The 18,468-nt window shown below is 74.9% G+C and carries 18 protein-coding genes; 5 read left to right on the forward strand and 13 right to left on the reverse strand.

From position 1 onward, the window contains the following. Nucleotides 1-14: 14 nt before the first annotated feature. The 7 genes from AB0637_RS05480 to AB0637_RS05510 all read right to left on the reverse strand — a co-directional run bounded on the left by AB0637_RS05480 (nt 15) and on the right by AB0637_RS05510 (nt 8,071). Nucleotides 15-653, reverse strand: a complete 639-nt coding sequence (locus AB0637_RS05480; protein WP_366170162.1) for an isochorismatase family protein — start codon at nt 651-653, stop codon at nt 15-17. After that, nucleotides 650-2,206: an MFS transporter gene (locus AB0637_RS05485; RefSeq protein ID WP_366170163.1), complete on the reverse strand. Its 1,557-nt coding sequence runs from the start codon at nt 2,204-2,206 to the stop codon at nt 650-652. Before AB0637_RS05485 ends, AB0637_RS05480 begins: the two co-directional genes overlap by 4 nt. A 13-nt stretch (nt 2,207-2,219) precedes the next feature. After that, nucleotides 2,220-3,881 (reverse strand): amidase, encoded by a 1,662-nt coding sequence (locus AB0637_RS05490; RefSeq protein ID WP_366170164.1) that lies wholly within the window; start codon nt 3,879-3,881, stop codon nt 2,220-2,222. Continuing rightward, nucleotides 3,878-4,810, reverse strand: a complete 933-nt coding sequence (locus tag AB0637_RS05495; RefSeq protein WP_366170165.1) for a carbon-nitrogen hydrolase family protein — start codon at nt 4,808-4,810, stop codon at nt 3,878-3,880. The genes AB0637_RS05490 and AB0637_RS05495 overlap by 4 nt, the downstream gene beginning before the upstream one ends. 17 nt (nt 4,811-4,827) lie before the next feature. After that, the gene (rutA, locus tag AB0637_RS05500) at nt 4,828-5,922 is read right to left on the reverse strand and encodes a pyrimidine utilization protein A (protein ID WP_366170166.1); all 1,095 of its coding nucleotides are present in this window, start codon (nt 5,920-5,922) and stop codon (nt 4,828-4,830) included. A gap of 126 nt (nt 5,923-6,048) precedes the next feature. After that, nucleotides 6,049-7,107 carry a LacI family DNA-binding transcriptional regulator gene (locus tag AB0637_RS05505; RefSeq protein ID WP_366170167.1) on the reverse strand — a complete coding sequence of 353 codons (1,059 nt, stop codon included), beginning with the start codon at nt 7,105-7,107 and terminating at the stop codon, nt 6,049-6,051. A 55-nt stretch (nt 7,108-7,162) separates the two neighbouring features. After that, complete coding sequence (locus AB0637_RS05510) at nt 7,163-8,071, reverse strand: LysR family transcriptional regulator (protein WP_366170168.1); 909 nt, start codon at nt 8,069-8,071, stop codon at nt 7,163-7,165. A gap of 72 nt (nt 8,072-8,143) precedes the next feature. On the opposite strand from AB0637_RS05510, the gene AB0637_RS05515 reads away from it, so the two are divergent. Both AB0637_RS05515 and AB0637_RS05520 read left to right on the forward strand, forming a co-directional pair. Beyond that, nucleotides 8,144-9,382: an MFS transporter gene (locus AB0637_RS05515; RefSeq protein ID WP_366170169.1), complete on the forward strand. Its 1,239-nt coding sequence runs from the start codon at nt 8,144-8,146 to the stop codon at nt 9,380-9,382. Next, nucleotides 9,379-10,206 carry a Sir2 family NAD-dependent protein deacetylase gene (locus AB0637_RS05520; protein ID WP_366170170.1) on the forward strand — a complete coding sequence of 276 codons (828 nt, stop codon included), beginning with the start codon at nt 9,379-9,381 and terminating at the stop codon, nt 10,204-10,206. Before AB0637_RS05515 ends, AB0637_RS05520 begins: the two co-directional genes overlap by 4 nt. A gap of 2 nt (nt 10,207-10,208) precedes the next feature. Here AB0637_RS05520 and AB0637_RS05525 read toward each other — a convergent pair whose 3' ends face one another. The 4 genes from AB0637_RS05525 to AB0637_RS05540 are packed head-to-tail and all read right to left on the reverse strand — an operon-like array spanning nt 10,209 to nt 14,222. Then, on the reverse strand, nt 10,209-10,886 hold the full coding sequence (locus tag AB0637_RS05525) for a class II aldolase/adducin family protein (protein ID WP_366170171.1): 678 nt from the start codon (nt 10,884-10,886) through the stop codon (nt 10,209-10,211). Then, a complete protein-coding gene (locus tag AB0637_RS05530; protein WP_366170172.1) occupies nt 10,883-11,932 on the reverse strand; it encodes an alcohol dehydrogenase catalytic domain-containing protein in 1,050 nt (349 codons plus the stop codon). Before AB0637_RS05530 ends, AB0637_RS05525 begins: the two co-directional genes overlap by 4 nt. A 35-nt stretch (nt 11,933-11,967) precedes the next feature. Then, on the reverse strand, nt 11,968-13,455 hold the full coding sequence (locus AB0637_RS05535) for an FGGY-family carbohydrate kinase (RefSeq protein WP_366170173.1): 1,488 nt from the start codon (nt 13,453-13,455) through the stop codon (nt 11,968-11,970). Beyond that, nucleotides 13,452-14,222, reverse strand: coding sequence for a DeoR/GlpR family DNA-binding transcription regulator (locus AB0637_RS05540; RefSeq protein ID WP_366170174.1), 771 nt, complete (start codon nt 14,220-14,222; stop codon nt 13,452-13,454). The genes AB0637_RS05535 and AB0637_RS05540 overlap by 4 nt, the downstream gene beginning before the upstream one ends. Before the next feature lie 284 nt (nt 14,223-14,506). On the opposite strand from AB0637_RS05540, the gene AB0637_RS05545 reads away from it, so the two are divergent. Beyond that, on the forward strand, nt 14,507-16,066 hold the full coding sequence (locus AB0637_RS05545; RefSeq protein WP_366170175.1) for a GGDEF domain-containing protein: 1,560 nt from the start codon (nt 14,507-14,509) through the stop codon (nt 16,064-16,066). A gap of 19 nt (nt 16,067-16,085) precedes the next feature. Here the strand turns inward: AB0637_RS05545 and AB0637_RS05550 are convergent, their stop codons facing one another. Then, nucleotides 16,086-16,748, reverse strand: coding sequence for a carbonic anhydrase (locus AB0637_RS05550; protein ID WP_366170176.1), 663 nt, complete (start codon nt 16,746-16,748; stop codon nt 16,086-16,088). Between the two features lie 100 nt (nt 16,749-16,848). Here AB0637_RS05550 and AB0637_RS05555 point away from each other — a divergent pair, with 100 nt between their 5' ends. Next, the gene (locus AB0637_RS05555) at nt 16,849-17,178 is read left to right on the forward strand and encodes a nucleoside triphosphate pyrophosphohydrolase (RefSeq protein WP_366170177.1); all 330 of its coding nucleotides are present in this window, start codon (nt 16,849-16,851) and stop codon (nt 17,176-17,178) included. Nucleotides 17,179-17,197: 19 nt separating this feature from the next. Here the strand turns inward: AB0637_RS05555 and AB0637_RS05560 are convergent, their stop codons facing one another. Continuing rightward, on the reverse strand, nt 17,198-17,791 hold the full coding sequence (locus AB0637_RS05560) for a TetR family transcriptional regulator C-terminal domain-containing protein (RefSeq protein ID WP_366170178.1): 594 nt from the start codon (nt 17,789-17,791) through the stop codon (nt 17,198-17,200). 123 nt (nt 17,792-17,914) lie between these two features. On the opposite strand from AB0637_RS05560, the gene AB0637_RS05565 reads away from it, so the two are divergent. Next, nucleotides 17,915-18,325 (forward strand): GNAT family N-acetyltransferase, encoded by a 411-nt coding sequence (locus AB0637_RS05565; protein WP_366170220.1) that lies wholly within the window; start codon nt 17,915-17,917, stop codon nt 18,323-18,325. Nucleotides 18,326-18,468 lie beyond the last annotated feature (143 nt).

Below are 18,468 nucleotides of genomic sequence, written 5' to 3' on the forward strand. Positions count from 1 at the left end.
TCAGGGAAGAGCTGTCACGCCACGGGCGTCCCGAGCAGTTCCAGGGCGCGGTCGAGGGACCACACCTCCCCGACCTTGTGGGAGAGGTCGAAGAGGTTCGCGCGGTGGACGTCCTCGTCACGGTCGCCCACCGCGTCGGCCACGACGAGGGGGACGAACCCGTGCTGCATCGCGTCGACCGCGCTCGCCCGCACGCAGCCGGACGTGCTGAGCCCCGCGATGAGCAGCGTGTCCACGCCCAGGGTGTGCAGGTGCTCGGCCAGCCCGGTCCCGAAGAACGCGCTGGGGTACTGCTTGACGACCTCGTGCTCGTCCGCGCGCGGCGCCAGACCGTCGATGTAGCGCGCGAACGGGCTGCCGGTCGTGAAGGCGGCCAGGGCCGGGACCTTCCGGAAGAACACCCCGGCGTCCGCACCGTCGGGCCGGATGTCGACACGCGTGACGACGACGGGGATCCCGGCGGTGCGGGCCGCGGACAGCAGGACCCCCATGGCCGCGACCTCCTCCTCCACCCCGGCGTAGAGCGGGCAGGCGGGATCGGTGTACGCCTGCGCGGGGTCGACGAGCAGCAACGCCGGCCGGTCGCCGGGGACGAGGTGGTGGCCGTAGCCGGCGGACGCGTAGTCCGCCTGCTGCGCGGTGGAACCGGTCACGGGTGGGCTCCTTCGGCGGGGGAATCGGTGGGTGAGCGGGGCGGCGGAGGGGGTTCCGCCGTCGGCGCCCGGTCCGGCGGGACGGACCCCCCGGAACGCCCCGAGCGGTCGGGGCGACCGGGCAGCGCCCAGCAGGCGAGCAGGGCCAGGGCGGCCAGGACGGCGAGGACGACGAACGCGGCGCGCACCCCCGCGGCGAACTCGGCCGCACCCGCCGGTCCGGCAGAACCCAGGGTTCCCGCGTAGGCCGCGGCCCGGTCCCCGGCGGCCAGTCCGCTCGTCGCGATCCCGAGCGCCAGGGCCGTGCTCAGCAGGTACCCGACGTTCTGCAACGCCGAGCGCACGCCGTTGGCCGCCCCGCGGGCCGACGGGCCGACGGTGAGCATGAGGGTGCTCGTGCCCGGGGTCATGAACAACCCCGTCCCGACGCCGACGGCGGCGAGCGCCGGCCCGACGAGCCAGTACGAGCTCCCGGGGCGCAGGACGACCGTGAGCGCGAGGATCCCGGCGAGCACGACGGCACTGCCGACGGTCGTCAGGACCCGCGCCCCGGCACGCCCGACGAGGTGGCCCGCGGCGACGGCGGCGACGGTCGTGCCGACCGCCACCGGGCTCACGAGGAGCCCGGCCGTCAGGGCGTCGTGGTGCCCGGCGGCCTGCAGGACGAGGGAGGCGAGCACCACCACGGCGTACTGGGCGGCGGCGTTGAGCAGGACCGCCGCGTAGAGGGGGGCGCGCACCCGGTGCGCGACGAGGCGCAGGTCCACGAGGGGGTGCCGTCGCCGCGCCTGCAGCAGCGCGAACGCCCCCCACGTCAGGACGGCCAGACCACCGGCCACCAGCGGCCCCCTCGCCCCGGCCGCCCCCGGGGTGACGGCGCGCAGGGCGTCCGGGGACAGGGCCAGCACCGTCGCCGCGAGGGCCAGCGTCGAGAGCACCGCCCCCGCCAGGTCGAACGGCTGCCGGGTCCCCGCGGGACGGCGGGTCCGGGGCAGGACGAGGAGCGACCAGCAGAGGCCGAGCGCGCACAGGGGCAACGTCAGCAGGAACGTCCCGCGCCACCCCAGCAACGCCGTGGCCGCCCCGCCCAGCAGCGGTCCGGCGGCCTGGCTCACCGCCGCGACCGTCGCGTTCAGCCCCAGCGCCCGCGGCAGCGACGACGCGGGGAACGCGTCCGTCAGCAGCGGGGTCGTGTTCGTCACCAGCGCGGCCGCCCCGACGGCCTGCACGGCACGCGCCGCGATGAGCAGTTCGGCCGACGGGCTCGCCGCGCACGCGGCCGTCGCCGCCGTGAACACCGCGAACCCCGCGAGGTAGAGGGGACGTCGCCCGACGATGTCGGCCAGCCGCCCGAACGCCAGGATCAGCGCGGTCGTCAGGAGCATGTACGCCAGCAGGACCCAGCCGGCCTGCCCGGCGCTCGCGCCGAGTTCCCGGGTGATCGTCGGCAGCGCGACGTTGACCCCGGAGATGTTGAGGAACACGACGACCACACCGCAGCTGGTCGCCGAGAACACCGTCCACGGCGACCGCGTCCGGGTCGCCGCGCGCACCGCACCCCCCACGTCAGGCCGGGAGGTCGGGGGTCGCGAGGTGGTGCTCCGTGAGGCGCTGGAACGCCACCCCGAGCCCCAGCAGCAGGGCGTCGTCGAACGGACGGCCGACGAGCTGAACGGCCACCGGCAACCCGTCGGCGCCGCGTCCGGCCGGGAGCACGAGGGCCGGATTGCCCGTGAGGTTGAACGGGGAAGTGTTGCGCGGCAACACCTCCTGCAACGGGACGCGCTGCCCGTCGACGTCCACGGTGAGGTCGTCGAGGCGGGGAGCGGTGGCCCCCACCCCCGGGGTGAGGAGCACGTCCACCCCGGCCAGGTCCATCGCCCGCTGCACCGCCAGCTGGGCCACGGGCCGGCCGCGCAGGGCCCGCAGGTAGTCCGCGGCGCTCGCGGTCGCGCCGCGGGCGAGCCGTTTGCGGGTTCCGGAGTCGTAGTCCTCGAGCCGGTCGAGGGCGGCCTCCTGGGTGGCCAGCAGTTCGCAGGACAGGACGACGAGGGCGTCGGTGCAGGCCCGTTCGGCCACGGGGAGGTCCACGTCGACGACGACGGCCCCGGCCGAGCGGAGCACGTCGACGGCCGCGTTGGCGGCCGCGACGACCGCTGCGTCGCAGCGCTGCTCGAACCAACCGCGGACCCGCCCGACGCGTCGCCCGGCGAGCCACGCGTGGTCGGCGACGTCCGCGGGGCCGCAGGCGGTCCGGTCCTCGACGGCGGTGGGATCGGTCCCGTCGGGGCCGGCCAGCACGGCGAGGACGGCGGCGACGTCGGCGGCGCTGCGCGCGAGGGGGCCGACGTGGTCGAGGGTCCAGGACAGGGTCGCGACCCCGGTCCGCGGCACGAGCCCGTGCGTGGGTTTGAGCCCGGTGAGGCCGCAGAGCGAGGACGGCACCCGCACCGAACCGCCGGTGTCGGTGCCGAGGGCGAAGGGGACGACGCGCGCGGCGACGGCGGCGGCGGACCCGGTGGAGGACCCGCCCGTCCACCGACCGGCCCGCCACGGGTTCTGCACGGCCGGGTGGCGACGTCCCTGCGGCAATCCGCAGGCGAACTCGGTGGTGGCGGTCATCGCGACGGGCACGGCCCCGGCGGCGCGCAACCGCGCCACGACGGTGGCGTCGGTGGTGGCGACGCGGTCCCCGGTGAGCAGCGACCCGCACGTGACGGCCGACCCCGCGACGTCGACGATCTCCTTGACGGCGAACGGGACCCCTTCCAGGGGGCGTGCGGTCCCGGCGGCCCAGCGGTGGGCGCTCTCCGCGGCCGCCTCCCGGCTGCCCGCGACGGTGGCCGTGAACGCGGTGCCCACGGGGCCGGTTCCGGTGACCACCGTGGCGTGCGCGGCGTCGTGGACGGAGCGCGGGTCCAGCGTCCCGGCGGCGAACGCGGCGAGGAGGTCCAGCACCCCCGAGGTTCCCGCGGAGGTGGTGGGAGCGGTGAGGGTCGAGGCCGGGGCCGGCGCACCGGCGGCCCGGTCCGCTGCGGCCCGGCGCAGGAAGGCCTCCGCCGCCGCGGGTTCGGGCCCGGCGGCGGGGGACGCCGGGTGCGGGCGCGTGCGGGCGGCGGCCAGCAGGTCCTGCAGTTCGGTGTCCGCGCCGCCCGCGCGGGCGAGGTCGGCCAGGACGTCCGCGGTCCCCGGCGCCCGCAGGACGCCGGCGGTGGTCGGCGGGTTCACGCGGGGACCCCGCCGCGGGTGAGCCGCGCCAGTTGGTCGACGACGTCGGGACGCCGGTCCCGGGCGAGCGGGAACGCGGCGCGGACCCGGTCGACGTCGGCGAGGTCGAGGTCCACGCGCAGCAGGTCCCCGGGCCGGTGCGGGGCGGCCTCCGCCAGCACCTGGCCGGTCGGGTCCACGACGCAGGACCGGCCGAAGTAGTCCACCGAACTGCCGTTGAGGTGTTCGGTGCCCGCGCGGTTGGCGGCGACGACGAACGTCTGGGACTCCATGGCGCGCACGGACAGTTCCGTCGTGAAGAGCGTCTCGCGGTTCCCGAGGGAACTGACGACGGCCAGCACGACCTCGGCGCCCATGGCCCGCGCCAGGGCCCAGTGCTCGGGGAAGGACCGGTCGTAGCAGATGACGCACGCGAACCGCGTGCCGAGCAGGTCGAGCACGACGGGGGCGGGGCCGGGGGCGAAGAAGTACTTCTCGTCGACGTCGACCCCGCCGACGTGGTTCGCCGGCAGGGACAGCTTGCGGTAGGCGGGGTACGCACGGCCGTCGGCGTCGCGCCAGGGGACGAGGTCGCCGGTGGGGTCCACGGCCACCGCCGAGTTGTGCAGGACCCCGGCCGGTGTCCGCTCGTACATCCCCCAGACGATCGCGACCCCGAGGTCGCGGGCCAGGGCGCCGAAGAACTCCGTCACCGGACCGGGCAGGGGCTGGGCCCAGCCGGTCCGGTCGCTGGTCCGGGAGGTGCAGAAGTAGGGCGTGGTGATGAGTTCGGGCAGCAGGACGAGGTGCGGCCGCAGCCCTGCAGCGTCCGGTGCCGCGACCTCCCGCACCAGCGCCGCCAGGACCTCGAGGGTCGCGGCGAGGTCCTCGCCGAACCCGCCGGTCTGCACGACGCCGACCCGCAGCGGACGACCCGGTTCCCGCACCACGCCCTCTCCCCGCGGCCTCAGGCGGGAGCCCCGGCCTGGGCCGGGATCCGGTTGCGGGAGCGCATGAGCGGCTGGATGCGTGTGCCGAAGTCCTCGACGCCCCGGACGAAGTCGTCGAACGTCAGCATGACGCCCCCGACACCGGGCAGACCGGCCAGGTCGTCGAGCATCCGGGCCACGGACTCGTAGGACCCGACGAGGGTCCCCATGTTGAAGTTCACGGCCCCCTCGGGCAGCGAGATGGTCCGGGCGGTGGAACTGTCGTCGGCGTCGGTGTCGGCGGAGGCCTCACCGGCCTGGTAGTCCAGGGCGCTCGTGTCGGCGTTGTCGTGGTAGTCGCGCCACTTCGCCATCGCCAGCTCGTCGGTCTCGTCCGCGATGACCATGAACAGCGCGAACGCACCGACGTCCCGGCCCGTGCGGTCGGCGGCGTCCACGAGGCGCTGGCCCGTGTCGGCGAGGGCGGTGGGGGTGTTGATCCCCGTGCCCATGAGGAAGTTGTGGTCGGCGTGCTCGGCGGCGAACGCGATGCCCGTCGGGCTCTGCCCCGCCGCCACGACGTCGATGGTCCCGCCGGTGGGCCGGGGCGACAGGACGCAGTCGTCCATCGAGTAGAACTCGCCCTTGAAGTCGCTGCGACCGGTCGACCACAGCTCCCGCATCACCTGCACGTACTCCGCGGCGCGCGCGTAGCGGTTCGCGAAGTGCTCGTCACCCGGCCACAACCCCATCTGCGTGTACTCGCCGGGCGCCCAGCCGGTGACGATGTTCACACCGAACCGGCCGGGGGCGATGTCGTCGATCGTCGCGGCCATCCGGGCCACGAGCGCCGGCGGCAGGGTGAGGATCGCGGAGGAGGCGTAGAGCTTGATGCGTTCGGTCACGGCGGCCAGCCCGGCCATGAGGGTGAAGGACTCCATCGCGTGGTCCCAGAACTCGGTGTCCCCGCCGAACCCGCGGAACTTCACCATCGACAGCGCGAAGTCGAAGCCGTGCGCCTCGGCCTTCTGCACGATCTCCTTGTTGAGCGCGAAGCTGGGCATGTACTGCGGCGCGCTCTTGGAGATGAGCCAGCCGTTGTTCGCGATCGGGATGAACACGCCGATGTCCACAGGTCCTCCAGGTCAGCTGCTCCAGGTCGTGACTGCGAATGTATGGAGCGGCCGTTGCGTCCTCGTCTCGCCCGTGTGAACAGCTTGTTGCGGAGCGCCGGGTGGTGAGGTTCCCGGCCTGCGAGGTCAGCGCGGACGGCGCGTCGAACCCCGGGGAACGAGGTCGACGTCGAACACCCGGTGCACGAACGGCAGGGCGGGGTCCTCGATCCGCGCCAGCATCGCGGCCGCCGCGGCCTCGGCCATCTGCACGAGGGGCTGGCGGACCGTCGTGAGGTCGATCATCGACCAGCCCGCCCAGTCCAGGTCGTTGTAGCCGATGACGGCCACGTCGCCGGGCACCGACAACCCCAGCCGGCCGGCGGCGTCGAGCACGCCGAGGGCGATGTAGTCGGTCTGGCAGAACACCGCGTCCGGACGTTCGCCGGCCGGCGCCGAGAACAGGTCCAGGGCCGCCTCCAGTCCCGTGCGCGGGTCCACCTGGCCCCGGCGCACGCGGTCGCGCGGGAGCGACAACCCGCACGCCCTGAGCCCGGCGCGGAAACCCCGTTCGCGCCGGGCCAGGCTGGGGTTGTCGCGGGGACCGGCCACCATCGCCGGTCGCCGGGCGCCCGTCTCGGCGAGGTGCCGCGCGGCGAGCCGGCCACCCTCGACGTTGTCGGACGTGATGCGGTCGACGCGGTCGCCGAGGTCGGAGTCGACGTCCCGGTTGAGGACGACGACGGGCATGCCCGCGTCCAGCAGGTCGCCCACGACGGGGGAGGACGTGCGGGCCGATGTGTAGACGACCCCGTCGACGATGCCGCCGCGCAACCCGGCGACGCTGTCCTCGAACCCGCCGCCGGAGGCGTCCTCCTGGTCGCTGACGAGGACCACCCGGTACCCGTCGGCGTGGAACCGGCGCTGCAGGGTGTCGATGAGGACGGGGAACGAGGGGTTGCGCAGGTCGCCGGAGACGACGGCCACCGACGAGGTCCGGCGCGTGATGAGGCTGCGCGCCGAGACGTTGACGACGTACCCCATCTCCCGGGCCACGCGCAGGACGAGTTCCCTGGTGTCGGGCACGACGCGGGCGTCGCCCCGCAGCGCGCGGGAGACGGTGGACTGCGACACCCCGGCCGCGCGGGCGACGTCGTACCCGGTGACCGGCTCGCGGCCCGGGGTGCTGACCGTGGAGTCGCCCATGGGGCTGAGGATAGGTCGCGCGGCGTCCCGGACCGGGGTGTTCCCCAGCTGTCCCTCAGGGCAGCAACAGGTCCCGTCGTGCGAGCACCACGTCCCGGAACGCGGCGGCGACGCGCGGCAGCGGTTCGTCCCGGCGGACCAGGCCCACCACGCGCGTCGAACCGGGTCCGGTGAGCGGCCGTTCGACGACCCCGGCGAAGGCCTCGGAGGTGCCGCGCTGGGCCGAGGGCAGGACCGCGACGCCGAGCCCCGCCGCCACCAGACCCCGCAGCGTGTGGCTGTCCTGCCCCTCGAACGCGACGCGCGGCACGACGCCGTGGTGGGCGAACAGCGCCTCGGCCGCCTCGCGCAACCCGTACCCCGGCTCGAAGAGCACGAACTCCTCGTCCGCGACGGCCGACAGCGCGACGGGACCCTCGACGGCCAGGGGGTGGTCGGCCGGGAACCCCACGACGAGGGGCTGCTCCACGAGCGGGTCGGCCAGCAACCCGGGACGGTCCGGGACGGGGGAGGTGAGGACGAGGTCGACCTCGCCGGCCGTCAGCTGGTCCAGGACCGCGGCCGCCGCACCCTGCTGCAGCTGGAACCGCACCCCGGGGTGCTCCTGCCGGAACGCGCGCACGAGGCCCGGGACGGCCGCGGCCCCGAGCGTGTGCAGGAACCCGAGGGCCACGCGGCCGGTGTCGACGGCGTCGTCGTCCCGCACGGTCCGGACGCCGCGGTCCAGCTCGGCCAGCGCCCGGCCGGCGACCTCGGCGAGCGCGCGGCCGGCCGCCGTGAGCCGGATGCCGCGGCCGTCGGGCACGACGAGCGGGACCCCCAGGGCGCGCTGCAGCCGGGCCAGGGTGCGGCTCACCGTCGGCTGCTGCAGGCCGACGAGCTCGGCCGCCCGGGTGACGTGCCGCGTCTCGGCGACCGCGACGAGCAGCCGCCAGGGCGCCGTCAGCGCCTCCACGTCGTCCACCCTCGAAGTGTGCATGACTCAGCGGCTCTTCGGACATTGGACGCATGGGTCACGCCTTCCTACCGTCGAGGGGTGAGTCTCGACGCCCGTACCGGAACCCCGCCCTGGCTGGGCCACGAGCGCGGCACCCCCGGCTACCGGCGGATCGTCGTCGCCCTCTTCGCCGCCGGGGTCGCCACCTTCGCCCAGCTCTACTCCGTGCAGGCGGTCCTGCCCTCGCTGGCGAGCGGGCTGCACCTGGGGGCCTCCGAGGCCGCCCTCGGCGTCTCCGTGGCCACCGGCGCGCTCGCGGTGTCCGTCGTGGGGTGGAGCGCTCTGGCCGACCGGGTCGGGCGCGTCCCGGCCATGGTCGCCTCCGTCGTGCTGGCGAGCCTGCTCGGCCTCGCCGTCCCCCTCGCCGCGTCCCTCGGACCGCTGCTCGTGCTCCGCGCGCTGCAGGGGGCCGCCCTCGGCGGGCTGCCGGCCGTGGCCATGGCGTACCTCGCCGAGGAGGTCCACGCCCGCGAGGTGGCCCTGGCCGCCGGCGCGTACGTGTCCGGGAACTCCGTCGGCGGGCTCACCGGCCGCATCGTGTCCTCCGGTGTGGCCGACCTCCTCGGGTGGCGGTGGGGCGTCGCGGCCGTCGCCCTCGTCGGGCTGGCCGCCACGGCCGTGTTCTGCGTGCTCGTGCCCCGTTCACACGGGTTCGTCCGGCACCGTCGGGTGAGCGGTCCGCCGCTGCGGGCCCGGCTGCGCCGCGCGCTGTCCGACCCGGCCCTGCTCGCGCTCTACGCCCAGGCGCTGCTGCTCATGGGCGGTTTCGTCACGGTCTACAACTACCTCGGGTTCCGGCTCCTGGCCGCGCCGTTCTCCCTGTCCCAGACCCTCGTCGGCCTGCTCTTCGTCGTCTACCTCGCCGGGACGCTGAGTTCCTCCGTGGCGGGCCGGCTCGCCGCCCACGGCCGGCTGCGCGTCCTGCTGGGCGCCGTCGCGGTCTTCGCGGTGGGCTGCGTGCTGACGCTGTCGACGCAGCTCGTCGTCGTCGTGGTCGGGCTCGTGCTGCTGACGGCGGGGTTCTTCGCCGCCCACGCCGTCGCCAGCGGTTGGGTCGGTGCCCGGGCCGAGCCCGGGGTGCGCGCCCAGGCCTCCGCGCTCTACACCTTCGCCTACTACGCGGGTTCCAGCGTCGTCGGCTGGCTCGCCGGGTTCGCCTTCTCCGGCGGCGGCTGGGTCGTCGTCGTGGGCGTCGTCACGGGCCTGGCCGTCGTGGCGGCCGTGCTCGCGACCCTCGGACTGCGGGGGCGGACGGCGGCGGGCAGCATGGGGGCGTGATCGAGGACCTCGTCGAACTGGTCGGTGCGGGCGACGTCGCCGTCCTCGAGGGCGCCGGGATGTCGACCGGGTCGGGCATCCCCGACTACCGCGGCCCCAACGGTTCCCTGCAGCGGCACACGCCCATGACCTTCAAGGAGTTCACCGGCTCGGCGGAGAACCGCCGCCGGTACTGGGGCCGCAGCCACGTCGGGTGGGAGCACTTCCGCCGGGCCCGGCCGAACGACGCCCACCGCGCGGTGGCGGCTCTGGAGCGCGCCGGTCTGCTGACGGGGGTCATCACGCAGAACGTCGACGGCCTCGACCTCGCCGCCGGGACGCGGGAGGTCGTGGAACTGCACGGCAACCTCGACCGCGTCGTGTGCCTGCACTGCGGTGAGGTGACGGACCGGGCCGAGCTCGCGGACCGGCTCGCGGCCGCCAACCCGGGGTTCTCCGCCCGCGTCGAGGAGTTCCAGGCGCTCAACCCCGACGGGGACGCCGACCTCACCGACGCCCAGTTGCAGGGGTTCACCCCAGTTCCCTGCCGGCGCTGCGGCGAGGACGCGCTCAAGGCCGACGTCGTGTTCTTCGGCGAGACCGTGCCCAAGGACCGCGTGGAGCGGTCCTTCGAGCTCCTCGACTCCTCGCGGTCCCTGCTGGTGCTCGGGTCCTCCCTCGCCGTCATGTCGGGGTACCGGTTCGTGCTGCACGCGGCCAAGCACGCGCAGCCCGTCGCGATCGTCACGGCCGGACCGACCCGGGGGGACGAGAAGGCGACCGTGCGCCTCGACGCCCCCCTCCAGGACGTCCTGCCCGACCTCCTCCAGCGCCTGGGCCTCTGAGCTCAGGGGGTTCGGGCCCCCGTGTCCGGACGCGACTGCCCGTACCCGGCGAGACCCTCGGCGACGCGGGCGATCTCCTCCGCGGGCAGCGTCCGGACCGGGAGCCCCGTGGCCATGGCCCGCAGCTGCACGTCGCAGACGTACTCCAGGTAGGCCACGAGGCCGAGGACCTTCGTCAGGTCGTCCCCCACGACGACCGCGCCGTGGTTCCCCATGAGCGCGGCGGTGCGGTCGCGCAGCGCCGCGGCGACGCCCGTGGCGAGGTCGTCGGAACCGAACGTGGCGTAGGGGGCGACGCGGATCCCGCCGCCGAACAGCGCGGTGTAGTAGTGCGACGCGGGGACCTCGTCGACGAGGGTGGACAGCGCCGTCGAGGCCGGGGCGTGCGTGTGCACGACCGCCGTGTGCGCCGAGCTCGCGTAGACGGCCAGGTGCAGGGGGAGTTCGCTGGAGGGTTTCAGCGGGGCGTCCACGGGTTCGCCGTCCATCCGGTGCACGCCGACGTCCGCCCCCGTCATGGCCGCGTAGTCCAGGCCGCTGGGCGAGATCGCGACGAGGTCGCCGACGCGGACGGACACGTTGCCCGCCGTGCCGACGACGAGCCCGTCGCGGGCCAGGGCCTTGCAGGTGTCCGCGACCTGCTGCCGCACTCCGGTGAGAGCGTCCAGCCCGCCGCTCACGGCTGCATCCCCGGCTGGAGGACGAACTTGGAGCCGCGGCCCGCGGCCATGTCCTCGAGGCTGTCGACGAGCGCCTCCAGGGGCCGGACCTCCGTCACGAGCATGGTCCCGTCGACCTTCCCCGTGCTGAGGAGTTCCACGGCCGTGCGGACGTAGTCGGGGGTGTGGTGGAACACGCCCTTGAGCGTGTACTCCTCGTAGTGCATCGCCGAGGAGTCCACCGAGAACGGTGCCCCCTTCGGGGTGCCGCCGAACAGGACGGCCGTCCCGCCCGGGCGCAGCGTGCGGACGGCCTGTTCCCACACGGCGGGCAGTCCGACGGCCTCGATCGAGACGTCCGCGCCGCGGCCGCCGGGGGTGCGTGCCTTGATCGCCGCGACCCGGGACTCGGGATCCGGCAGGTCGGTGAGGTCGACGGTCTCGACGGCGCCGGCGGCCCGGGCCTGTTCCAGCCGCCACGGCGTCTGGTCGACGGAGACGACGCTCGCCCCGCGCAGCGTGGCGAGGCGCGTGAACATCAACCCGATGGGCCCCGCGCCGTGCACGACGACGGTGTCGCCGAGCGAGATCCCCGACTCGTCGATGCCGTGGACGACGGTCGCCAGCGGTTCCAGGGGCGCCGCCGCCTCGAAGGACAGGCTGTCCGGCATGACGTACGTGTTGCGCGCCACGATGGACGCCGGGATCACGACCTGCTCGGCGAACGCGCCGTTGAGGAACTCGAGGTTCTCGCACAGGCTCAGCCGTCCCCGCGTGCAGGCCCAGCAGTGCCCGCACGGGGCGGTGTTCGCGGCCACGACGCGCTGGCCGTGGGAGAACGCGGTGACGCCGTCGCCGACGGAACGCACCACCCCGGCGAACTCGTGCCCGAACCGCGCGGGCAGGACGGGGAACAGCTTGGGGTGCCCGCGCCGGTAGGACTTCAGGTCCGTCCCGCAGGTGGCGGCGGCGCGGACGTCGACGAGGACCTCGCCCGGCCCGGGTTCGGGGTCGGGGACGTCCTCCATCCGCAGGTCGCCGGGGCCGTGGAAGATGGCGGCTCGCACTGGGTCTCCTCGTCGTGCAGGGGTTTCGGGTGGGTTCAGACGTGCAGCGCGTGCAGGACGTCGCGCAGCGAGGGGTACAGGGACTTGTAGAGCGGGAGCAGGGCCTCGTAGCGCTGCACGTTCGCGGGCACGGGTTCCACGACGTCCTCGAAGCTCGTGAGGGCCTGCGAGGCGGTCGCGAGGTCGGGGTGCTCGCCGAGGGTGGTGAGCGCGACGACCGCCGCACCCAGCGCGCTGATCTCGCCGTCGGCGCGCTTGTGCAGGGGGCGGCCCAGGACGTCGGCGAGGACCTGCCCCCACAGCGGGCTCCGCATGCCGCCGCCGATGGCGCGGATCGAGGCCACCCGCCGGCCGGTCGCCTCCTCCAGGCCGTCGAGCTGGGTCCGCAGTTCGAAGGCGATGCCCTCCAGCAGCGAGCGGTACATGTGCGCGCGGGTGTGGAAACCCCGCCAGCCGAGGATCGCGCCGGAGGACAGGGCGTCCCAGTGCGGGGTCTGCGTCGCGTTCCAGTGCGGCAGCGTGAGCAACCCCTCGGAACCGACGGGCACGGCGGCGGCCGCGGCCTCCAGGACGGGGTCCGGTCGGCCGGTCAGCCCGGCGTCGCCGAACTCCTTGCGGAACCAGGTCGACAGGAACGTGCCCGAGGAGGAGAACGTCTCCAGCGTCCGCTGCCCGGGGAACGCCGAGACCATCGTCCGGTAGGCGCGGGAGGGCCGGTACTCCTCGTGCTGGGCGCCGATGACGACGGCCGTGCCCATGACGAGGTAGGCGTTCCCCGGTGCGGTGACGCCGACGCCGAGCCCGGCCGCCTGGCCGTCCCCCAGCCCCGCCACGACGCGCGTGCCGGCGGACAGGCCCCAGGCGGCCGCGACCTCGGGCAGGACCTCGCCGAGGTCGGCCCCGACGGGGGCCAGGTCCGGCAACTGGTCGCGCCGGACGCCCGCGATCCGGAGCAGGTCGGGGTGGTAGTCCTTCGTCTCCACGTCGAGCAGGGCGAGCGGGTCCATCGACGCCGTGCTCGTCACCCACCGGCCGGTCAGCCGCTGCACGAGGTACCCGTGGACGTCGACGACCCGGTGGGCGCGGGCGAGCACCTCGGGGTCGTGGTCGCGCAACCAGGCCAGCTTGTAGAGGCCGGGGGTGATGTCGGCGGGTTTGCCGCACAACCGCTCGACGTGCTCGCTGCCCCAGCGGGCGACCTGCTCGGCGGCGCGGCCGTCGAGCCACAGCATCGCCGGCGCGAGCGGGGCGCCGTCGGCGTCGAGGCAGACGAACGACTCGCGCTGGTGGCTGATGCACAGGGCGCGGACCACGCTGCGGTCCGGAACCCCCTCCAGCGCAGCGCGGACGGCCTCGTCCAACCCCGTCCACCACGACGGGGCGTCCTGTTCGGCGCGCCCGGGCGCCGGGGACCGCGTCTCCAGCGGCGAGGACGCCGACGCCAGGACCGTCCCGTCGGCGGCGGTGACGAGCGCCTTGACGGCGGTGGTGGAGCAGTCGACGGCCAGGACGGCGGTGGTCACGGCTGCACCTCCGGCGTGGGGGAGTCGGCGACGACGAGTTCGACCCCGGCCGCGCGGACCGCCTCGAGGTCGGCCGGGTCCGTGGCGGCGTCGACGACGACGACGTCGAACTCGACGAGCGGGCTGATGCGGTGCACGGCACGCCGGGTGAACTTCGTGTGGTCGACCATGAGGACCCGCAGTTCGGCGCTGCGCAGGAACGCCCGCTTCAGGTCGGCCGTCGCCCGCGACGGGTGGTAGCAGGCGCCGTCGGACACGGCCGTGACGGACACGAACGCGACGTCGTAGTGGAGGTCGGCGAGGGCGGCGACTGCGCTGGAACCGCCGAAGGAGGCGAACTCCGGCACGAACTCGCCGCCGACCGCCGTGAGCCGTACCTCCGGGTCGACCGCGAAGGCGTTGAGCACGGGCAGGAAGTTCGAGACGACCGTCATGGGTCCGCGGTCGCGCAGCGCCGGCACGAGCTGCAGCGCCGTCGTGCTGTCGTCGAGCGCGACGGCCTGCAGGGCACCGCGATCGGCGGCCCACCGGACGGCGGCGGCCGCGATGGCCCGCTTCTGCGGGAGGTTGAGCTCGGCCCGGTAGGCGTGGTGGTGCTCGAACGCCTCGCTGGGCCGCGCCTCGGCACCCGAGCGGACCTTGCGCAGCACGCCCCGGCTGTGGAGGTGGTCGAGGTCGCGGTGGATGGTCATGGCGCTCACCCCGAACTCCTCGGCGAGGGCGTCGATGCGCACCGACCCCTGCGTGCGGACGCGTTCGGCGATCACGTGACGACGGTCGAGACTGCTCAACACCTGGCTCCGCTCCGAGACCGAGGGCCGCGGCGGCGCGACCGGCAGGTGTGAAGCTAACAGTCCGGACCGTTCGAATCAACAGGTCGAGACGTGAAGTTCACAGGCGTTCGTGGGGTGGCGCCACCGATCCGCCGCGCGGGTCGACCGGTCGTCCCAGCAGCCAGCGGACCGCTCACAGGTGCGGCACATTGGAGTGACCGAGCGTCGCGGCCGACGCCGGCCTCGGGACCGGCACGGGGCAGGAAGGGGAGCAGGCGGTGTCCGACCACGACCACGCAGACCTCCTGCGCCGCCTGCACGCCCTCGAGCGGGACCGCGGGTTCGGCGTCCGCGGCCAGGGCAGCGAGGCCTGGGCCCTGGTGCGGGCGGCGACGGCCGCGGGCTGCGAGGTCCTGCGGGCACGCGCCACCCTGGTCCAGGCCGACGTGCTGCAGGCCACCGGGCGGACGGGGGAGGCGCTCGACCTCGTCACGGCCGCCGAGGAGACGGCCCGGCGCCACGACGACGCCGAACTGCGGGCGCGCGTGCACTTCCTGAAGTTCACCCTCCACGTCGTCGCGGGGAACCTCACCGAGGCCTGGCGGCACGGCCTGCTGAGCGTGGAGACCCTCCCCGACGCGGCCCCCGGGTGGTTGCGCGCCGAGCACCTGCTCGCCCTGACGGTCGTGCTCGACGACGTCGAGCACTCGCGGTCGGAGGTCTTCGCCGAGCTGACCCGTCTCGCGCGGGCCGAGTCGGACCGGCGGTGGGAGCTGTTCACGCTCAACAACCGGGCCTGGTGGGCCCTGCAGGACGGCGACCTCGCGGCGGCGCTGACCCTGGTGGCCCAGCTGCGGAGCCTGTCGGAACGGCACGGCATCGCCCTGCGGCACGCCGACCTCGACACCATCGCGTGCGTGGAACTGGCCGACGGCCGTCCCGCCGACGCCCTGCGCACCGTCCGCGCGGCCCTGGCCCGGGGGGACGGGAACACGTCGCAGGCCGACCACGTCGTCCTCGTGCAGCTCACCCTCTGCGCCGTCCTGCGCGCGCTCGGCCGGCCGGCGGAGGCCGAGGAGGAACTCGCCCGCGCGCGCGACCTGGCGACCGACCGCGACCTGCCGGGGATGCTCGCGGACGTGGAGGCCTTCCAGGCCCGCCTCTTCGCCGACCGGGGCCAGTGGGAGGACGCCTACCGCGCGCGGTTGCGGCACGACGAGGCGCGCCAGGCCCTGCACGCGGTGCAGGAGTCGACGAAGGTGCTGCTGGCGCAGGCGGAGTACGACGCCCGCTCCGCCCGCCGCGACCGGGACCACTACAAGCTCCTCGCCCACACCGACGCCCTCACGGGGCTGCCGAACCGCCGGGCGGCGCAGGACCACGTCGAGGGACTGCTCGGCGGCGCCGCGTCGGGCGACGTCTGCCTGTTCCTCCTCGACGTGGACCACTTCAAGCACGTCAACGACACGTTCTCGCACGAGGTGGGCGACGCCGTCCTCGTCGGGTTCGCCGACGTCCTGCGGCGGCACGTCTCCGACCGTCCCGGGTCGTTCGCGGCCCGCCTCGGCGGGGAGGAGTTCGTCGTCGTCCTCGTCGGGGCCGCGCCGGAGGCCGACCGGGTGGCGGAGTCGTTGCGGGTGGCCGTCGCCGACCGCGACTGGTCCGGTCTCTGCCCGGGGGCTCCGGTCACGGTGAGCATCGGGACCGCCGCGGTCCGGGAGGGGCACGCGACCTTCAGCGCGCTCCTGTCGGCGGCCGACCGCCGGCTCTACGTCGCCAAGCGGGCCGGCCGGAACCGGGTGGCGACCGGGACGGCCGGGGTGCCGACGGGGTCCTGACGGTTCCCGCCGGGGAGGGTCAGCGGGGCAACGCGTCGCGGTGACGTGCCTCCTGCACCGACCGGGTGCGGGTGGGGACGACGAGCCCGCTCGCGAGTTCGTAGACCGCCGTCAGGAGGCCCAGGTCGCCGTGGAAGACCGCCTCCCGCAGGACGTCGGACCGGCGCAGCAGCAGGTCGCCCGTGGCGGCGGCGTGCCATTGCGCCAGGTCGCCGGGGCGGGTGGCGCCCGCGACCCGGGCGGCCACCACGTGCAGGCTGAGCCGCTCGACGACGGCGCGCAGGTGACCGCGGGGGACGGGACCGCCCTCGACCGTCCGCGCGGCCGCGGCCACGGCGCCGCAGCCCTCGTGTCCGAGGACGAGGACGAGGTCGACCGCGAGGACGCTCACCGCGTACTCCAGCGACCCCAGGACGGTGTCGTCGACGGCGTGCCCCGCGGTGCGGACCACGAACAGGTCACCCGGCCCCTGGTCGAAGACGAGTTCGGCCGGCACCCGGGAGTCCGCGCACGTCAGGACGGCGGCGAAGGGCGTCTGCCCGTCGACGAGGTCGGCGCGCCGCTGCGGGCTGCGGGCCGAGTGCGCCTCGGACGTGCCGGCCACCCAGTTCCGGTTGCCGTGCTGCAGGCGGGTCCAGGCCGCGGCGCGGCGGTCACCGGGGGACGGAGCGTCGGAGGCCACTGTTCGCTCCTCGGGTCGCGGTTCCACCCTCACCATCGGACGGCCGGGCGTGGGACCTGAGGACCCCGGGCGCACGGTGGAGGATGGGCGGTGTGGACCCGTGAGGGGCGGCGAGGGGGAGGTGGACGTGGGCAAGCTGGTGCGCGACGGCATCCCGGAGGTCATCCGGGCGAACGGCGAGGAACCGGTGACCCGGGTGCTGTCCGAGGAGGAGTACGCGGGTGCGGTGCTCGAGAAGGTCCTCGAGGAGGCCGCGGAACTGCACGCCGCCACGAGCGACGAGGAGCGGTTGGCCGAGGCCGCCGACGTCTACGAGGTGCTCGTCGCCGTCGCGGCGTCGTGCGGCAGCACGATCGACGAGGTCGTCCGGCGCGCCGCCGCCAAGCGCGCCGAACGCGGCGGTTTCGCCGGTCGGGTCTGGCTCGACTGAGTCGGTTCATTCGGCGAGGTCAGTCGGCGGGTTCGAGGACGGTGGACAGGACCCGTTCCAGCGCCGTGCGTTGACGGTGCGGGGTGTAGGTCTCCGGGTCGGCCGCGGCGAGCGCGTTGAGCCCCTCGACCTGGGCGACCAGCGCCACGGCCGCGTGCTGCCGCGCCGCCGGTGCCAGGTCCGGTCGGCAGTCGCCGACGAGTCCTGCGACCCGCGTCAGGAACGCGCGGTTGTGCCGCACGTGGACGGTCCGCAGGTCGTCGTCCGGCAGGGCCGCGGCGAGGAAACCCACCCACACGCGTGCCTCCTCGCGCTTCTCGTCCGTGAGGGAGAGGGCGTGCAGCAGCACCTCGCGCAGTGCCGCCGCAGGACCGGTGGCCGCGCCGGTGGCGGCGTCCGCCCGTAGCCCCGTCCGCTCGTGGAGGAGGTCGCGCGCGTGCCGCAGCAGTGCGCCCTTGCCGTCGAAGGTGTGCAGCACCAACCCTGTCGTGCACCCCGCCTCGTCGGCGACGGCGCGCAGGGTCAGGCCGGGGAGGCCGTCGCGGGCCAGCACCGCCCAGACGGCGGCGGACAACCGTCGGCGCTGCGCGTCGACGTCGCGGTGGCGCGGCACGTGACCTCCCGAGGGTGCGGCGGCGGTCGTGCCGCCCGTGGTTCCGTGACGGATGTTACCGTAACGCTCGTGACGGAACGACGGTTCACGGTCGGCGCAGAACCCTGGGACGCCCCGGACGGGATGCGGCTGCGGGCCGCCCAGCGGGCCGAGCTCGACGCCCGCTACGGCAGCGACGACCACGAACCCGGGACGGCACCCACGGCCGAGGACGTCCCCGTCTTCCTCGTGGCGCGCGACGAGGCCGGACGCGCCGTCGCCTGCGGTGGGCTGCGACCGCTCGGTGCGGGGGAGGCGGAACTCAAGCGCATGTACGTCGAACCCCCGTCGCGGGGCAGCGGGGTCGCGACCGTCGTCCTGCGCGCGCTCGAGGACGCCGCCCGCGCCCGCGGCGTGCGCCGGCTGCTGCTCGAGACCGGGACGTTGCAGCCGGAGGCGTTGCGGTTCTACCTCCGCGAGGGGTACGAGCGGATCGAGGCGTTCGGACCGTACGTGGGGGAACCGCTGTCGGTCTGCTGTGCGCGTGACCTCTGACCCCTGGAACGAGACGGCCGGCAACTCCTCGATCCCGAACCGCCGGAGCACGGAGGGGGTCGAGACGTCCAGTCGCGTCCAGTGAGCGGAGAACGCGGTCCGCGCCGGCGAACTGACCAACTTTCGCCGGATCGACGCGGTGC

The sequence above is a fragment of the Kineococcus sp. NPDC059986 genome (assembly GCF_040702905.1).
In the GTDB taxonomy this organism is placed as follows: Bacteria; Actinomycetota; Actinomycetes; order Actinomycetales; family Kineococcaceae; genus Kineococcus.